Here is a 16,543-nt window from a genome sequence, read left to right on the forward strand (position 1 = left end):
GGCGCCCCCGGGGGGGGGCCCCGGGGGGGCCCGGGCCCGCGGGGGGGCCGGCCCCCCCCGCGGGCGCGCCCCCCCCCCCCCGCCCCGGGCGGCCGCCCCCGCCGCCCCCCCGCGCCCGGGGGGGGGGGGGGGCGCCCCCCCCCCCCCCCCGCCACCGGGTCGGTCAGCGGTCGGTCGCGTCGGCCGGGGTACGGCCGGGGACGCCGCGGGAGGGGATCGCCGGGCCGCCGGCGCCGGCGGTCACGAGCGAGTAGTCGGGCTTCGGGTCCAGCCGGAATCCGAAGGTGAGCAGGGCGTAGAGCGCCCCGGCGATCGCCATGGCGATGACGATCCCGAGCCCGCTCGCGCCGAACACCCCGTGCTGCGCGCCGGACGTGAGCAGGAAGCCGGTGATCTTCGCGAAGTTCTTGTCGGAGCTGGTGACCAGGCCGAGGCCCAGGATTGTGGCGACCACCAGGCACACGATCGCCGTCCAGCGCCCGTCCCGCCCGCCGAAGCCGCGTCCTTCGGCCATGTCGGTGTTCCAGCCCATGCGGCGCTGCCGGACGAAGTCGACGAGCTGGATCGCGCCCATCGACCCCATCATCACGGCGATGAGCGACAGGAACGACTGGAAGGTCGCGAGGAAGGAGGTGGAGACGAACTCCAGGTAGAAGGCACCGGCCGCGATGATCGTCGCGTTGATCGCCGTCGTCGCGGAGCGGCGCAGGGGGACGCCGACCGCCATCAGCGCGAGGCCGGAGCTGTACATCCCGGTGATCGCCGCGGAGACCAGCGAGATGACGACGACGACGGAGAAGGGGACGAAGAACCACATCGGCAGCAGCGCGGTCAGCGCCCCGACGGGGTCGGAGGCCGCGGCGCCGCCCAGCTCCGGGTCGCCGCCGACGAGCAGCGCCCCGACGACGAGCATCACGACGACCGGTGCGCTCAGCCCCGCGACCGTCCACCCGACCACGCCGCGCGCCCGCGTCGCGCGCGGCAGGTAGCGCGCGAAGTCGCCGCCGTAGTTGAGGAAGCCCAGGCCGACGAGCGTCATCGCCATGATGATGCCGCCGACGAACTCCAGCGGTCCGCCCGCGTGCGGGTCGCCGAGGTGCGACCACTCGACCTTGGGCAGCACGAACCCGAGGAACGCCACCGTCATGAGGCCGGTCAGCCAGGAGATCCACACCTCGATCTTCATGATCAGCTGGTGCCCGAGCACGGCGACGGTCATCGTCACCGCGAGCACGGCCACGAACCACAGCGCGAGCGCCGGGGTGGTGCTCGAACCGTCGTCTCTCGCGAAGGCGGACGGCCACAGCTTGGCGAAGAGGTGGGCGCCGGTGCTGGAGGCGAGGGTGATGATCGTCACCTTCCAGCCCATGTTGGACAGGTAGGCGAAGAACGCGGGGATCCGGTTGCCCTTGGTGCCGAAGGCGAAGCGCGTCTGGGTGAGCGTCGGCAGGCCCGTGCGGGGCCCGCCCACGGCGAGGATGCCGACGAGGGTGGCGGAGGCGAGATAGCCGATGGTGCCCGCCACGATCGTCTGCCAGACGTTCAGGCCGAGACCGAAGACGAAGATGCCGTAGCTGACGGCGAGGATCGATATGTTCCAGGCGAACCACACGGCGAACAGGCCGCTGGCCTTGCCGCGCCGCTCGCCGTCGGGAACGGGGTTGACGCCGTTGGACTCGACGGTGGTGCCTCGTCGTCCTTGCTGAGCCGCATTGCTCATGGACGTGCGCCTTTCGGTGGAGGGCTGGTACGGGGTCAGGGGGTGGTGGGTCGGCTTCCGGCGGTCGCCGGTTCGCGGGCCGCGAGGGCGTCGACGGCCTCCGGGCTCAGTACGGCCCCGCGGGCGCCGGGAGCGGTCACCGCGAGCGCGGCCGCGGCGCACGCCCGTACGGCTGCCGCGCCGAGGGTGCCGCCCGCGGCGAGACCGGCGGCGAGCGCGCCGAGGAAGGCGTCGCCCGCGCCGACCGTGTCCACCGCCTCGACACGGAAGGCGGGTACGTGAGCAAGGATGCCTCGCTCGGAGACGACGGCGCCGCCGTGGCCCAGGGTGACCACGCAGTCGCCGAGGCCGCCCTGCCCGAGCAGGGCCGCGACCGCCTCCGGGGTGGCGGGGGCCGGTCCTGCGCCGAGCAGGTCGGCGAGCTCGCCCGCGTTGAGCACGAGGACGTCGACGAGGGCGAGCAGCCCGCGGTCCAGGGCACGCGCGGGTGACGGGTTGAGCAGCACACGCGCCCGGCCGGCGTAGGCACGCAGCGTGGCTTCCACCACCGGCGCCGGGACCTCGTGGTTGGTGACCACCACGGCGGGCGGCGCCGCGGACCCCGCGAGGGCGCGGACGTGCTCGGGCCGCAGCAGGTCGTTGGCGCCCGCGTCGACCACGATGCAGTTGTCCTCCGGGCCGACGAACAGCACCGCCGAGCCGGTGGCGGCGTCGTCGTGCCGCAGGACCGGAGCGAGGTCGACGCCCGCGGCCGCGAGGTCGGCGAGCGCCGGACCGGCGTCCCGCCCGACGCTGGCGAGCAGGGACACCCGCGCGCCGAGGCGCCGGGCGGCGAGCGCCTGGTTCGCGCCCTTGCCGCCGCCGGCCTGGAAGCGGCCGCGCGCCCGGACCGTCTCCCCGTCGCGCGGCAGCCGGTCGAGCCGGTAGCCGAGATCGAGGTTGACGGAGCCGACGACGAGCACTTCCCCGCCGCCCGCGGGGCGTTCACCCGGGCGGCGTTCTGGAGGTGTTTGCGGTGGATTCTCCTCTGGGAAATGCATTTCCAAAGGAAAGCACGGAGCCTTCCTCCTCGTCAACGGCCGGCCGCGGACCTCCCTGCTAGCATCGGCCGCCGGAAGCGGAGGGGATCTCGATGGGCGCACGCGTGAGCCTGAAGGACGTGGCCGCGCGCGCCGGGGTGTCGGTCACGACCGCGAGCCGGGTGCTCTCCGGTGTGCAGCGCAACGTCGACCCGGAGCTCGCCGAGCGCGTGCGCGCCGCGTGCGACGCGCTGGGCTACAAGGTCAACGCGGCCGCGCGGGCCCTGCGCGTCCAGTCCATGGACGCCGTCGCGCTGGTCGTGCCCGCCATCGCCAACGCGTACTTCGCCGAGCTGGTCTCGGCCTACTCACGCCGCCTGGGCCACCTGGGCAAGCGCCTGGTGACCATCGACACCGACGAGAGCCCGGAGGTCGAACGGCGCCAGCTCGGCGGCATGGACCGCGTGCTGGTCGACGCCGTCCTCGTGGTGCCCGCGGCCTACGAGCGCAGCGGCCCGGCGATAGCCGAACTCGCCCGCTCCGGCCGCGTCGTCCAGGTCGACCGCCGGGCACGCGGTGTGGACGCCCCGTCGGTGCGGCTCGACAACGCCGCGGGGGTGCGCCTGCTGGTCGAGCACCTGCGGGCGCGGGGGCGGCGCCGCATCCTGCTGGTCGACGCGCAGGAGGACTCGTCCTCCAGCATCGAGCGCACCGCGGCCTTCCGCGCGCTCGCCGGGCCGGGCGACCGCGTGCTGGAGATGCCCAGCTTCACGGTCGCGAGCGGCATCGAGGCGGCCGGGCACCTGCTCGCGGACCCGCGCGGGACCGACGCGGTCATCTGCACCGCCGACGTCGTCGCGGTCGGCCTGCTCACGGCACTCCAGCACGCGGGCAGGCGGGTGCCCGACGACTACGCGATCGCGACCTTCGACGGCACCTTCCTCTCGGAGACCGCGGCGCCCGGCCTGACCACGCTCGGCTCGGTCGCCGAGGGCATGGTCGAGGCCTCCTTGGCCCTTCTCGACGGCGGGGCGGACGACATCGTGCTGGCCCCCGAGCTGGTGGTGCGCGGCTCCACGGGCTGAGCCCCCGGCCGTCCGGGGCCCGCGCCCCGGTCCCGAAGGCGCCGGGTCAGGACGCCGTGCGCAGCCAGGCCCCGAAGGTCAGCAGGTCCGGCCAGCGCCCGCGGAGGGCGGCGACGTCCGCCTGGTATCCCGCGCCGTCCAGCCACGCGTAGAAGTCCACCAGGTACGGGGCCTCGCGCCGCAGCTCGTCGAGCGGGGTGCGCGCGAGGCGGGCCGGTGCGCCGTCCGCCGCGGTGAACGCCTCGGCGACCTGCCGTACCGTCAGCTCGTCCCCGGCGATCTCCAGCGTCCTGCCGGTGAATTCGCCGGGGTGCGCGAAGCAGTCCGCGGCGATCCGGGCGATGTCGGCGACGGCGATCATCTGCAGCGCGGTGCCCGGGGCCAGCGCGACCGCGCCGGACCGCCCGCCGCCTCGCGCCTGCGGCATCAGGTACGACCAGTTCTCCATGAAGAACACCGGGCGCAGCACGGTCGCGGGCACGCCGCTCGCGCCGAGGTGCGCCTCGACCTCGGCCATCGCCTCGAAGTGCCCGACGCCCGACCCGCGGCCGACCGGGGCGGCCGAGCTGTACACCAGGTGCGCGACGCCCGCGGCGGCCGCCGCGTCCACGAGGGCGCGGCCCCGGCGCACATTGCGGCCGGGATCCGGGTCGGGCAGGTCGCCGGGCTGCGGGGCGAACACGCCGTGCACGCCCCGCAGGGCCTCGGCCAGCGACGCCGGGGCGTCGAAGTCGCCGACGGCCAGGTCCGCGCCCAGCGCCGCCAGTGCCCTGGCCGCGGGCCGGTCCGCGTCCCGGACGAACGCGCGTACCGCGTAGCCGGCGCCGAGCAGTCTGCGGGCCACCGCTCCGCCCTGCTTTCCGGTCGCGCCGGTGACCAGAACGGTCGTCGTGGCGGGCATGCGGGGACCTCCAACGGTTCGGGATCGCGAGGGCCGGTCACGGGTGGAACGCGACGGGAGACACCGGCCGGTCCGTCGCACGAGCAGTCTCGTCCGGCGGCGATCGATGAGTCCAACACATGCTCGTCATCCCATCGATCGACGGAATCGATGGACACCGTGGCACCTTGACGGGCGGTCACCTTCGCCTCCCGGGCGCCACCCGGTGGCGGCGCCGCGAAACACCCCGGACACAAACGTCCGCCATCCGGACAACCGGCTCAATCGCGTGGACAGCCGAGCCGTCGCGGTGCCAGGGTCCGGCCATGAGTCCCGTGATTCCGCCGTCCCCGAGCCGCCCGGTCCTCGCCGCCGCCGTCCTGCTCCTCGGCACGGCCCTGACCGCGGCCCTCACCGGCTGCTCCCCGCAGAGCGACACGTCCTCCTCCCGTACGCCGCCGACGTCCGCGAGCGGCGCGTCCGCCACGAGCGCGGCCACCTCCTCGTGCGGCGCGGCCTCGCTGCCCACCCGCACGGCGGGCAAGCTCACGGTGGGGACCGACAACCCGGCGTACGAACCGTGGTTCTCCGACGACAAGCCCGCCAACGGCAAGGGCTACGAGTCCGCGGTGGCCTACGCCGTCGCCAAGCGGCTCGGGTTCGCGCCCGGCCAGGTGGTCTGGCAGAAGGTGCCGTTCAACTCCGCCTTCTCCCCCGGCGTGAAGAACTTCGACTTCGACATCAACCAGGTGTCCATCAGTGACGAGCGGAAGAAGACGGTCGACTTCTCGCCCGGCTACTACGACGTCCGGCAGGCCGTCGTCGCCCGCAAGGGCTCCCCGATCGCCGGTGCCACCACACTGGCGGAGCTCAAGCAGGCCAAACTCGGCGCCCAGGTCGGCACGACCAGCCTCGACACCATCACCGGCGTGGTCGAGCCGGCCAAGCAGCCGGCGGTCTTCCAGCGCAACGACCTCGCCGTGGCCGCGCTGAAGAACGGCCAGGTGGACGGGATCGTGGTGGACCTGCCGACCGCCTTCTACATCACCGGCGCGCAGGTGCAGGACGCGAAGGTCGTCGGGCAGTTCGACTCGGCGGGCGGCCCGTCGGAGCAGTTCGGCCTGGTCCTGGACAAGGGCAGCAAGCTCACGCCGTGCGTGTCGGCGGCCGTGACGCAGCTGCGCGCCGACGGCACGCTCGCCGGGCTGGAGAAGCAGTGGCTGTCGGACGCGGTCGACGCACCGGTGCTGAAGTGACAGTACGCGGGCGGTGGCGCGGGAAGGCGGCGGCGCCGACGTGGTGGTGACGCGATGACGGTACGGGACGAGGCCGCGCCGGACCTGCCGGACGGCGGGTACCGGCCGTCCGCGCGGCGGCTCGCCCGCGAACGGTACCGGCGGGCCGCCACCCGGCGCTCCTTCGCGGTGGCCGCGGTCAGCTCGCTGGTGACCGCGGGCGTCCTGGTCACGCTCGTCGTGCGGTCACCGGGCTGGCAGCGCACCCGGGAGACCTTCCTCGACGCCCACCACGCCCGGCTCGCGCTGCCCCAGGTGCTGGACGGGCTGTGGCTGAACCTGCGGCTGCTGGCGGTGTGCGGCGCGGTGGTGCTGGTCGCCGGGCTGCTGATCGCGGTGCTGCGCACGCTGCGCGGCCCGGTGTACTTCCCGCTGCGCGCGCTCGCGACCGCGTACGTGGACTTCTTCCGCGGGATGCCGCTCATCATCTGCATCCTGGTCTGCGTCTTCGGGGTCCCCGCGCTGCGGCTGACCGGCGTCACCAACGACCCGGTGCTGCTGGGCGGGTTCGCGCTGTGCCTGACGTACTCCGCCTACGTGGCCGAGGTGTTCCGGGCGGGCATCGAGTCCGTCCACCCCAGCCAGCGTGCCGCCGCCCGCTCGCTCGGCCTGAGCAGCGCGCAGACCATGCGGTACGTGGTGCTGCCGCAGGCGGTGCGCGCGGTGGTGCCGCCGCTGCTCAACGACCTGGTCTCGCTCCAGAAGGACACCGGCCTGGTGTCGATCGGCGGGGCGGTGGACGCCGTCTACGCCGCGCAGATCATGGCCAGCCGGGACTTCAACTACACCCCGTACGTCGTCGCCGGGCTGGTCTTCGTGGCGGTCACCATTCCCATGACCAGGTTCACCGACTGGGTGGCGGCCCGGATGAACGGGCGCCGGGCACAGGGAGGGACCGCATGACCACCGACGCGCTGTCCAAGGACGCCGCGGGACCGGTGCTGTCGGACGAGCCGGTGCTGCGGCTCGACGCCGTCCGCAAGACGTACGGCCCGGCGGTCGTGCTGCGCGATGTCGGCCTCGACGTGCCGGCGCACTCCGTCACCGCGCTCATCGGCGCCTCCGGGTCGGGCAAGTCGACGCTGCTGCGCTGCGCGAACCTGCTGGAGGAGGTGGACGACGGGGCGGTCTTCCTGGACGGCGAGGAGATCACCGACCCGCGGGCCGACCAGGACGCGGTGCGCCGCCGGATCGGTGTCGTCTTCCAGGCCTACAACCTCTTCCCGCACATGACGGTGCTCGACAACGTCACGCTCGCGCCGCGCCGGGTGCACGGGGTGCCCCGCGACCGCGCGGAGGCCGAGGCGCGGGAGCTGCTCGACCGGCTGGGGCTGGCCGGGCGCGCGGGGGAATACCCCGACCGGCTCAGCGGCGGCCAGCAGCAGCGGGTCGCGATCGCCCGGGCGGTCGCGACCAGGCCGCGGCTGCTGCTGCTCGACGAGATCACCGCGGCGCTCGACCCCGAGCTGGTGGGCGAGGTGCTCGCGGTCATCAGGGACCTCAAGGAGGAGGGCATGACGATGCTGATCGCCACCCACGAGATGGCGTTCGCCCGCGACGTCGCCGACCAGGTGTGCTTCCTGGACGCCGGGGTGGTCCTCGAACGAGGGTCTCCCGAGCGGGTGTTCGGCGCGCCGGCCGAGCAGCGCACCCGCGACTTCCTGCGCCGGCTGACCGAGGCGGGACGCCTGTGAGCGAGCAGCCGGCGGCCGCCGGGGAGGGCTTCCACCCGCACCTCCCGGACGCGGCGCGCCCGACCGCGGCCGAGCTGCGCTCCCGTCTGCACCACATCCGGGCGGACGCGCTGGACGGCGACACGGCGCAGACGGGCGGCATGCGCAGATTCGCCGCCGTCAGCGGGCGGACGGTGGGGTCGGAGAAGCTGTGGATGGGCCAGACCCGGGTGTCCCCGGCGACGTCCTCCTCCGACCACCACCACGGAGCGTCCGAGACCGCCATCTACGTCGTCAGCGGCCACCCCGAGTTCGTCTTCCTCGACGGCTCCGGCGGGTCGCCCGAGGAGGTACGGCTGCGCACCTCCCCCGGCGACTACGTCTTCGTCCCGCCGTTCGTCCCGCACCGCGAGGAGAATCCCGACCCGGACACGGAGGCCGTGGTCGTCATCGCCCGCAGCACCCAGGAGGCCGTCGTGGTGAATCTCCCCGGCCTGTACGCACTCCGCCCCGGCGAGCCGCCGGAGGAGGCCGGCTAACCGGCGGCGTCCGGGCCCTGGTGGCGCTGCGCCGGGGGCAGCAGCAGGACCTCCAGGGCGCGGGCGCAGGCGGTGGCGCGGGCCACGAACCAGCCGAGCCGGTCGTCGGTGATGACGTCGGGGGTGGCGCGCACCGCGACGGCCGCGTGCGCGTGGCCGGAGGCGTCGAGGACCGGCACCGCCGCGGTACGCACCCCGTAGGCCGATTCGCCGTCGTTCAGGGCGTGTCCGGCGGCCCGGACGCGCTCCAGCTCGGCGCGCAGCTCCGCCGCGCCGGTGATGGTGCGGTCGGTGTGCGCGTGCAGGGGCAGCAGTGTGCCGAGGTCCGGCTCGCCCGGACGGGCCCAGGCCAGCAGCACCTTGCCGAGCGCCGTGGAGTGCAGCGGGCGGCGCAGGCCGAGTCCGGCGGCGGCGTGCACCGAGCTGCCCGCGAGGATCACCGCGTGGGCGCCGCTGCGGATGGCCAGGTCGGCGGTGGTGCCGGTGGCCCGCGCCAGCGCGTCCAGTTCGGGGCCCGCGCGGTGCATGCCGCGCTGGTGCAGGGAGAGCCGCCCCAACTCCGCGACGGACGGGCCGAGCCGGTAGCGGGCGCTGTGCTCGTCCTGCTCCAGGAAGCCGGCCGCGACCAGCGTGCGGGCGAGCCGGTGGGCGGTGGAGACCGACAGGTCCATGCGGCGGGCGAGCTGAGAGGCGCTCAGCTCGCCCGCGTTGTCGCGGAAGCAGTGCAGGAGGTGCAGCGCGCGGGTGACCGCCTGCGCTCCCGGCGGCGCGCCGGCGACGTTGGTGCGCGCGTCCGTCGTCATGCCCCAAGCATGCGCAGGCTGCCACGATCTGGCAAATGTTGCGGGAGTATTGCGCAGTGTTCCCTCGCGTGAACACTGCCCGGCAAACCCCATGCCACATGGTGGGAAAGATTGCTTCGGGCCGAATACGTGTGCCAGCCTCCGTTGCAGACCGCACGCCGCACACCGCACCGGAGGGGAGAGCACCTGTGACGACGACGCCGGGCCTGCTCAGCCCGTTCCGCCCGCTGCTGGCCGCGCGGCTGTACCTGGACCTCGGCAGGTCCCGCGGCACCGCCTGTCGCTGACGGCCCGCCACATCTGCCCGTACGGCCTTCCCGCGTGGTGGTGAACCGCGCGCCGCCGCGCCGGTCCCGCCCGCGCCCCACCCCGCCCTGCCCCTGCCCCGCCGCCTCCGTCATGCCGCTTGGAGCACCCATGTCCTTTCCGGACGACATCTGGTTCACCCGCTGCCCCGTCCCGACCGCCACCGGCATCGCCGCCGACCGCGGCACCCTGGCCGCGGAGTTCGCCCCCGACGGGATCGCGGTGCGCTCGCTCGCCGAGGCCGCACGTGACGCCGGGTCGGACGGGCTGCCGCTCAGCCACTTCACCCACGAGCTGACCGCGCTGTTCCGCGAGGGCGGCAACGTCCCGGCCCTGTGGGCGCGTTCGCGCGGCGAGGCCACCCGGCTGATCGCGCTGACCTGGATCGAGGAGCGGCAGTCGATCCTGGTCCGGGAGGGCAGCAGCCTGCGCTCGCCCGAGCAGCTGCGCGGCGCCCGGCTCGCCGTGCCGCGGCACGACATCGCGATCGACTTCTGGCGGGCCATGGCCCTGCACGGCCACGCCGGCGCGCTCGGCCTGGCCGGACTCACCCTGGACGACGCCGAGATCGTCGAGATCCCCGGCGTCCGGCAGGGCCAGTGGGAGGGTGAGCTGGCGGCGCTGCGGGACGGGCGGGTCGACGCGGTCTACGTCAAGGGCGCGGTCGCCGTCGAGACCGCCCGCCGGTACGGGGCCGAGGTCGCGATCGACCTGGACGCCGTGCCGGACCGCAGGTCCCGGGTCAACAACGGCACCCCGCGCCCGATCACCGTCCACCAGCGGCTGCTGGACGAGCACCCCGACCTGGTGGTGCGCTTCCTCGCCGTGCTGCTCGACGCGGCCGGCTGGGCCGCGGACCACCCGGACGAGGTGGCCCGCATCCTGGGCGCCGAGACCGGGGCGGGCCCCGAGGGCGTGGCCGGCGCCTACCGCGCCGGCACCGCGGGCAGCCTGCACCTCGACCTGAGCCCGGAGCGGCTGGCGCTGCTCGCCGAGCAGGAGCGCTTCCTGCACGCGCACGGCTTCCTCCCGGCCCCGGTGGACGTCGCCGCCTGGGCCGACCACGAGCCGCTGCGGCAGGCCCGCGAGCTGCTCGCCGCCCGCGCCGCGGCCCCCTCCCCCACCCCCTGAACCCCGCGCCGTATCCGGCCGGCCACCTCCTGGAGAACCACGTGAACGTCCGTCAGCTCACCCTCGCCACCACGTCCCTGCTCGCCGCCCTGAGCCTGGCCGCCTGCTCCTCCTCGTCCGGCGGGTCGGCCCGCGCGGACACCGGCGGCTCGGGCGGCGGCGCCACCGTCACCGTCCGCATCCCCGACGGCGGCAACTCCGGGGTGCTCGCGCTGGCCCGCAAGGACGGCTCGCTCGACAAGGCCCTGGCCAAGGTGCACGCCAAGGTGGCGTGGACCGGGACGGCCGGGGCGTTCGCCCCCGCCGCGCAGGAACTCGACGCGGGCGCGCTGGACTTCGCCGAGGGCTCGATCACCTCCGCGATCGCCGCCCTGGCGCAGACCCCCGGCTTCAAGCTCTTCGCCGCCGTGGACCCCGACCAGCTGGGCGAGGGCATCCTGGTGAAGAAGGACTCCGGCATCAACAGCGTCAGCGACCTCGTCGGCAAGAAGGTCGCGGTGTGGCACGGCGGCACCAGCGAGTATCTGCTGCTCAAGGCGCTGGAGCAGCAGCACATCGCGGTGGACCGGGTCACGCGCGTCTACCTCCAGCCCAACCAGATCGGCCCGGTCTTCAACTCCGGCCAGGTGGACGCCTGGTCCACCTGGGCCACGTACTCGATCCCCACCATCGCCAACTCCGGCGCCCGCTTCCTGACCACCGGCGGCCAGGTCGGCTCGGAGAACTACGCGGTGTGGGCGGTCCGCAACGGCTTCGCGAAGGACCACCCGGAGATCGTCAAGGCGCTCTACGACTACCTGCACGAGGCCGGGCTGAAGCAGCAGCAGGACCCGGAGGCGTACCTCAACGTCAAGACCACCTCGGGCCCGGAGGCGGTCAGCCCCGCGCAGAAGGCCGTCGAGCTGCCCATCGACAAGGCCCTCGGCACCGCGCAGCCGATCGGCGCCACCCAGCTCGCGCACTTCGCGACCGTCGCGCGGTTCTTCGCCGACCAGAAGATCACCAAGGGCGCGCTCGACGTCACCCCGTACGTCATCGACATCACCGCGCCCGCGGCGGCGGCGAAATGAGCGCCCCCGCCGCCGCCCCCGGCCTGCCGCTCGGCACCTCCGCCGACCCGGCGGCGCCCGGGCTGGTCACCCCGCGACCGCGCATACCCCGCCCGCGCCCGCGGGCGCTGAGCGTCGGGCTGCGGCTGATCGGCCCGCTGGCCCTGCTGCTGGCCTGGTACGTGACGTCCGCGACCGGGACCCTCAGCTCCTCGCTGCTCGCCTCGCCCGGCCAGGTCCTGTCGGCCTTCCGGGAGCTGTGGACCAGCGGCCAGCTGGGCGACGCGCTGTCGGTGTCCCTCACCCGGGCCGGGCTGGGCCTCGCCTTCGGCGCGTCGGCCGGGCTGGTGCTCGGCGTGCTCACCGGCTTCTCCCGACTGGGCGAGGAACTCCTCGACTCCTCCCTCCAGCTGCTGCGCACCATCCCCTTCCTGTCCCTGGTGCCGCTGTTCATGGTCTGGTTCGGCATCGGCGAGACCGCCCGCGTGGTGCTCATCGCCGTGGCGACCAGCTTCCCGATGTACGTCTCGGCGGCGGGCGGGGTCCGCAACACCGACCGCAAGCTGGTGGAGGCGATGCGCAGCTTCGGCATGGGCCGGCTGGCGCTGGTCCGCGAGGTCGTGCTGCCGGGCGCGCTGCCCGCGCTGCTGTCGGGCCTGCGGCTGTCGATGACGCTCAGCGTCATCGCGCTGATCGCCGCGGAGGAGATCAACTCGACGGCCGGCATCGGCTATCTGATGTCCACCGCCCAGGAGTATTCGCGCACCGACATCCTCACCGTCTGCATCCTGGTGTACGCCCTCGTCGGACTGCTCGCCGACGGTGTCGCCCGCCTGCTGGAGAGGCTGCTGATGCCGTGGCGCACGCAAGGAGCCGCCCGATGAGCGGGATCACCGCCGAGCGGGGCACCCCGCGTCCCGCCACCGGGCAGGAGCCGGTCGGCCGGGCCGCCGTCCGTATCCGGGGGCTGCGCCGCACCTTCGGTGACCGCGACGTGCTGGACGGGCTCGACCTCGACATCGCCCAGGGCGAATTCCTGGCGCTGCTGGGCGCGAGCGGCACCGGCAAGACCACGCTGCTGCGGATCCTCGGCGCGCTGGACCGGCACGACGCGGGCACCGTGCTCGTCCCGCAGTCGCGCACCGTGGTCTTCCAGGAGCCGCGGCTGGTCCCGTCCAAGAGGGTGCTGGGCAACGTCACCGTCGCCCTGCCGCGCGGCCCGCACACCCGGGAGACCGGGCGGCGCGCCCTCGCCGAGGTCGGCCTCGACCGGCACGCCGACGCCTGGCCGGGCACGCTGTCCGGCGGCGAGGCGCAGCGCGTGGCGCTGGCCCGCGCGCTGATCCGGGAGCCCGAACTGCTGCTTCTCGACGAGCCGTTCGCCGCGCTCGACGCGCTGACCCGGCTGAAGATGCACGACCTGGTCGGCGAGCTGTGCCGCCGCCACCAGCCCGCGGTGCTGCTCGTCACCCACGACGTCGACGAGGCGATCAGGCTCGCCGACCGGGTGGCCGTCCTGCGGGACGGCCGGCTCGCCGTCGACGAGCGGATCGGCATCGACCACCCGCGCGACAGCGCCGACCCGGGCTTCGCCGCCCTGCGCACCCGGCTGCTCACCGAACTCGGCGTCCACCGGACGCCGGACGCCACGCCGACCGTCTCGTCCACCCCGACCACCCCGACCACCGCGACCACCGCGACCACCGCGACCACCGCGACCAAGCCGACCGTTCCGACGGACCGGGCCGCCGCCCCCGCCGCCGCCCCGCCCGCGAAACCCCCCACCCGCGCGGCCACGCCCGCCGCCGCACCCGCACCGGCCACCTCCGAGGAGCCCTCCGCATGACCGTCAACATCGGCGTCCACCCCGCCAATCCGTCGCTCTACCACCTCTCCCGGCTCGGCCTGCTCGAAGAGCTGCTCGCCGCGCACGGCGAGACCGCCGCCTGGCACCGGATCGGCGGTCTGGACACCGCCGCGGCCCTCGCCGACGGCACGATCGACTTCGGCGGCACCGGGTCCACCCCGCCGCTGTCGGCGCAGGCCGCCGGGCACGACCTGGTGTACGCGGCCGTCTCGGCGCCGCGGCCCGGCCACGGCGCGCTGCTGGTCCGCGCGGACGGCGACATCACCTCGCTCGCCGACCTCAAGGGCCGTACCGTCCACCTGGCGATCGGCTCCTGGCAGACCCACTTCGTGGCCAAGGCGCTCGCCGGGCAGGGCCTGTCGTACGGCGCCGACATCACCGCCGAGCGCTCCGCCGCCGGCTCCTACCAGGCACTGCTGGACGGCCGGATCGACGCCTGGGTCGGGCAGGGGGCTGAGCTGTCCGCCGCGCGCCGCGAGGGCCGGGTCCGCACCCTGGCCGAGGCGGGCGACCTGATCGCCGACCGCTCCGTCTTCTTCACCCGCCGCGACCTCGCCGACAGCCGCCCCGAGCTGGTCGGCCTGGTCGTCCGCGCGCTCGCGGCGGCCGACGCCTGGGCCGCGGGGCACCTGGACGAGGCCGCCGCGATCGCCGCGGAGGACCAGGGCGGCACCCCGGCCGACTGGCGCGAGGCGCTCGCCGCGCTGCCGTGGCGGCTCGAACCCGTCTCCGACGCCTTCGTCGCCGAGCAGCAGGAGGCGGCCGGCATCCTCGCCGCGGCCGGTTTCCTGCCCCGTCCGATCACCGTCGCCGACGCCCGGCACGCGGGTCTCGACGCCGTCGCCGCGCAGGCCCTCCAGACCGCCGACTCCCCGGAGAAGTGACCGTGCCCAGCCCCGAGATCCTCTGGTACATCATCCCGCGCGAGGGCGCCTACCCCTGGGAGCCGGAAGGCCGCCGGGCGGTCGACCTCGCCTACCTCCAGCAGCTCGGCGTCGCCGTGGACCGCCTCGGCTACGACGGGGCGCTGTTCGCCACCGACCTGTACGACGTGTGGCCGCTGGCGTCCGCGGTCGCCGCGGTGACCCGGCCGAGCTTCAAACCGCTGCTCGCCGTGCACCCCGGGCTCATCTCGCCCACCGTGCTGGCCAAGACGGCGCTCACCTTCAGCCATCTCTTCGGCCCCGACCGGCTGCGCTTCAACGTCGTCAACGGCTCCACCGAGGCGCTGCGCCAGGCCGGGCTGCATCTGGAGCACGACGAGCGCTACCAGCTCAGCGGGGAATACTGGGACATCGTCAAGCGGCTCACCGCCGGCGAGGTCTTCGACCACAAGGGCCGTTTCTACGAGCTGACGCAGGCCGGCGCGGGGCTGCGCGAACTGGCCCCGCTCCAGGGCGGCGCGCACACCCCGCTGTGGTTCGGCGGATCGTCCCCGGCCGGTATCGAGATGGCCGCCGAGCACGTCGACGTCTACCTCACCTGGGGCGAGCCGCCGCACCTGCTGGAGGAGAAGCTCAGGCAGGTGCGCGAGCGCGCCGCCCACCACGGCCGCGAGCTGCGCCTGGGGCTGCGGCTGCACCTCATCGTCCGCGACACCGAGGACGAGGCGTGGGCGGCGGCGGACCGGCTGCTGGACGTCACCAGCCAGGCCACCTACGCGCGGATGCTGGGCGACCCGGAGGGCAAGGACGGCGAGGGCTGGGCGCGGCAGTTCCGCCAGCACGGCGGCCGGGTGCCCGCGCACGCCCGGGAGCTGGAGAAGCACCCCAACCTGTGGCCGGGCATGAGCCTCTTCCGGCCCGGCCCCGGCACCGCCGTCGTCGGGAGCACCGCGCAGGTCGTAGCCCGGCTGCGGGAATTCCAGGACCTCGGGGTGGACACCTTCATCCTGTCGGGCAACCCGCTGCTGGAGGAGTCCTACCGGATCGCCGAGACCGTGCTCCCGGCGCTGCGCGGCGCCGCACGGTGAGCGCCCTGCTCGCGGACGCCCGCCTGCTGGGCCTGGACCGCCTGCGGCGCACCCTGCACGAGCGCCCGGAGACGGGTCTGCACCTGCCGCGTACCCAGCAGGCGGTGCTCACCGCGCTCGACGGCCTCGGGCTGGAGCTGCACACCGGCACGGCGCTCACCTCCGTGGTGGGCGTCGTGTCCGGTACGCGCCCCGGTCCGACGGTGCTGCTGCGCGCCGACCTGGACGCGCTGGATTTCCCGGAAGGGCCGCGGCACTCCTGCGGCCACGACCAGCACGCCGCGATGCTGGTCGGCGCCGCCCATCTGCTGGCGGCCCGGCGGGACCGTTTCGCGGGCGATGTGCTGCTGATGTTCCAGCCGGGCGAGGAGGGCCACGACGGGGCGCGGCTGATGCTGACCGAGGGGCTGCTGGAGACCACCGGCAGCCGCCCCGTCGCGGCGTACGCCCTGCACAGCTCCGCCAACGCGCCCGCCGGGCAGTTCGCCAACACCGCAGGTCCCGCGCTCGCCGCGAGCGGCACCCTCGCGGTCACCCTGCACGGCGCCGGCGGCCACGGCGCCTGGCCGCACCGCACGCGCGACCCGATACCGGCGCTCGCCGAGATCGTCACCGCGCTCGGCGCGCTGCCCGCCCGCAGGTTCGACCCGTTCGACCCGGTGGTGCTCACGGTCGGCACCGTGCACGCCGGCACCCGGCCCGCGATCGTCCCGGAGCGGGCCCGGCTGGAGGCGACGCTGCGCGCGCTGTCGGACGGGACGCTGGACCGGCTCGCGGGTATCGCGCGGGACACCGCCCGCGGTGTCGCGGCCGCCCACGCGCTGGAGGCCGAGGTCACGTACACGCCGGGCTATCCCGCGACCGTCAACGACCCCGCCGAGGCCGACCGCGTCCGGGAGGCCGTCACCGGGCTGTTCGGTCCTGAGCGGTTCGTGCGCGGGATCCGTCCGGCCCTCGTCTCCGACGACATCGGGCGGGTGCTCGCCGAGGTGCCGGGCGTGATGACCAGCCTGGGTGCCTGCCCGCCGGACCGCGACCCGCACACCGCCCCGGGGAACCACGCCCCGGACGCGGTGTTCGACGACGCGGTCCTCCCGGACGGCGCCGCCCTGCTCGCCGAACTCGCCCTGCGCAGGCTCGCGGCGGGCGGCCCGTCCTGACGGAACCTCCTGACGGCAGGCGGAGGGGCCCGGGTGCGCTTCGT

At 74.8% G+C, this 16,543-nt stretch carries 16 protein-coding genes; 12 read left to right on the forward strand and 4 right to left on the reverse strand.

Going from position 1 to position 16,543, the window contains the following annotated elements; all coding sequences use genetic code 11:
- Positions 1-163: 163 nt before the first annotated feature.
- Together ACH4SL_RS21825 and ACH4SL_RS21830 are read right to left on the reverse strand one after the other, a co-directional pair.
- Complete coding sequence (locus tag ACH4SL_RS21825; RefSeq protein WP_398447984.1) at positions 164-1,720, reverse strand: purine-cytosine permease family protein; 1,557 nt, start codon at positions 1,718-1,720, stop codon at positions 164-166.
- 35 nt (positions 1,721-1,755) lie between these two features.
- A complete protein-coding gene (locus ACH4SL_RS21830) occupies positions 1,756-2,760 on the reverse strand; it encodes a PfkB family carbohydrate kinase (RefSeq protein WP_398447986.1) in 1,005 nt (334 codons plus the stop codon).
- 92 nt (positions 2,761-2,852) lie between these two features.
- Here ACH4SL_RS21830 and ACH4SL_RS21835 point away from each other — a divergent pair, with 92 nt between their 5' ends.
- Positions 2,853-3,824 carry a LacI family DNA-binding transcriptional regulator gene (locus ACH4SL_RS21835; protein WP_398447988.1) on the forward strand — a complete coding sequence of 324 codons (972 nt, stop codon included), beginning with the start codon at positions 2,853-2,855 and terminating at the stop codon, positions 3,822-3,824.
- Between the two features lie 46 nt (positions 3,825-3,870).
- Here ACH4SL_RS21835 and ACH4SL_RS21840 read toward each other — a convergent pair whose 3' ends face one another.
- A complete protein-coding gene (locus ACH4SL_RS21840; RefSeq protein ID WP_398447990.1) occupies positions 3,871-4,725 on the reverse strand; it encodes an NmrA family NAD(P)-binding protein in 855 nt (284 codons plus the stop codon).
- A 305-nt stretch (positions 4,726-5,030) separates the two neighbouring features.
- Between ACH4SL_RS21840 and ACH4SL_RS21845 the strand changes: the two genes are divergently transcribed.
- From ACH4SL_RS21845 to ACH4SL_RS21860, 4 genes are read left to right on the forward strand one after another with little or no spacing between them, the layout of a single operon-like run.
- The gene (locus ACH4SL_RS21845) at positions 5,031-5,960 is read left to right on the forward strand and encodes an ABC transporter substrate-binding protein (RefSeq protein WP_398447992.1); all 930 of its coding nucleotides are present in this window, start codon (positions 5,031-5,033) and stop codon (positions 5,958-5,960) included.
- A gap of 54 nt (positions 5,961-6,014) precedes the next feature.
- A complete protein-coding gene (locus tag ACH4SL_RS21850) occupies positions 6,015-6,902 on the forward strand; it encodes an amino acid ABC transporter permease (RefSeq protein WP_398447994.1) in 888 nt (295 codons plus the stop codon).
- Positions 6,899-7,693, forward strand: a complete 795-nt coding sequence (locus ACH4SL_RS21855) for an amino acid ABC transporter ATP-binding protein (protein WP_398447997.1) — start codon at positions 6,899-6,901, stop codon at positions 7,691-7,693. The genes ACH4SL_RS21850 and ACH4SL_RS21855 overlap by 4 nt, the downstream gene beginning before the upstream one ends.
- Positions 7,690-8,211: a cupin domain-containing protein gene (locus ACH4SL_RS21860; RefSeq protein ID WP_398447999.1), complete on the forward strand. Its 522-nt coding sequence runs from the start codon at positions 7,690-7,692 to the stop codon at positions 8,209-8,211. Before ACH4SL_RS21855 ends, ACH4SL_RS21860 begins: the two co-directional genes overlap by 4 nt.
- On the opposite strand, the gene ACH4SL_RS21865 is transcribed toward ACH4SL_RS21860, so the two are convergent.
- Complete coding sequence (locus ACH4SL_RS21865; protein ID WP_398448001.1) at positions 8,208-9,014, reverse strand: IclR family transcriptional regulator; 807 nt, start codon at positions 9,012-9,014, stop codon at positions 8,208-8,210. The two genes, ACH4SL_RS21860 and ACH4SL_RS21865, sit on opposite strands and share 4 nt — an antisense overlap.
- Positions 9,015-9,431: 417 nt before the next feature.
- Between ACH4SL_RS21865 and ACH4SL_RS21870 the strand changes: the two genes are divergently transcribed.
- From ACH4SL_RS21870 to ACH4SL_RS21900, 7 genes are read left to right on the forward strand one after another with little or no spacing between them, the layout of a single operon-like run.
- Positions 9,432-10,451, forward strand: coding sequence for an ABC transporter substrate-binding protein (locus ACH4SL_RS21870; RefSeq protein ID WP_398448003.1), 1,020 nt, complete (start codon positions 9,432-9,434; stop codon positions 10,449-10,451).
- Positions 10,452-10,492: 41 nt separating this feature from the next.
- Positions 10,493-11,521, forward strand: coding sequence for an NrtA/SsuA/CpmA family ABC transporter substrate-binding protein (locus ACH4SL_RS21875; protein ID WP_398448005.1), 1,029 nt, complete (start codon positions 10,493-10,495; stop codon positions 11,519-11,521).
- The gene (locus tag ACH4SL_RS21880) at positions 11,518-12,384 is read left to right on the forward strand and encodes an ABC transporter permease (protein ID WP_398448007.1); all 867 of its coding nucleotides are present in this window, start codon (positions 11,518-11,520) and stop codon (positions 12,382-12,384) included. Before ACH4SL_RS21875 ends, ACH4SL_RS21880 begins: the two co-directional genes overlap by 4 nt.
- A complete protein-coding gene (locus tag ACH4SL_RS21885; protein ID WP_398448009.1) occupies positions 12,381-13,346 on the forward strand; it encodes an ABC transporter ATP-binding protein in 966 nt (321 codons plus the stop codon). The genes ACH4SL_RS21880 and ACH4SL_RS21885 overlap by 4 nt, the downstream gene beginning before the upstream one ends.
- Positions 13,343-14,251, forward strand: coding sequence for an ABC transporter substrate-binding protein (locus ACH4SL_RS21890; protein WP_398448011.1), 909 nt, complete (start codon positions 13,343-13,345; stop codon positions 14,249-14,251). The genes ACH4SL_RS21885 and ACH4SL_RS21890 overlap by 4 nt, the downstream gene beginning before the upstream one ends.
- The gene (locus tag ACH4SL_RS21895; RefSeq protein ID WP_398448013.1) at positions 14,248-15,339 is read left to right on the forward strand and encodes an LLM class flavin-dependent oxidoreductase; all 1,092 of its coding nucleotides are present in this window, start codon (positions 14,248-14,250) and stop codon (positions 15,337-15,339) included. The genes ACH4SL_RS21890 and ACH4SL_RS21895 overlap by 4 nt, the downstream gene beginning before the upstream one ends.
- Complete coding sequence (locus ACH4SL_RS21900; RefSeq protein ID WP_398448015.1) at positions 15,336-16,499, forward strand: M20 family metallopeptidase; 1,164 nt, start codon at positions 15,336-15,338, stop codon at positions 16,497-16,499. Before ACH4SL_RS21895 ends, ACH4SL_RS21900 begins: the two co-directional genes overlap by 4 nt.
- Positions 16,500-16,543 lie beyond the last annotated feature (44 nt).

The sequence above is a fragment of the Streptomyces sp. NPDC021020 genome (assembly GCF_044333285.1).
Taxonomy (GTDB): Bacteria; Actinomycetota; Actinomycetes; order Streptomycetales; family Streptomycetaceae; genus Actinacidiphila.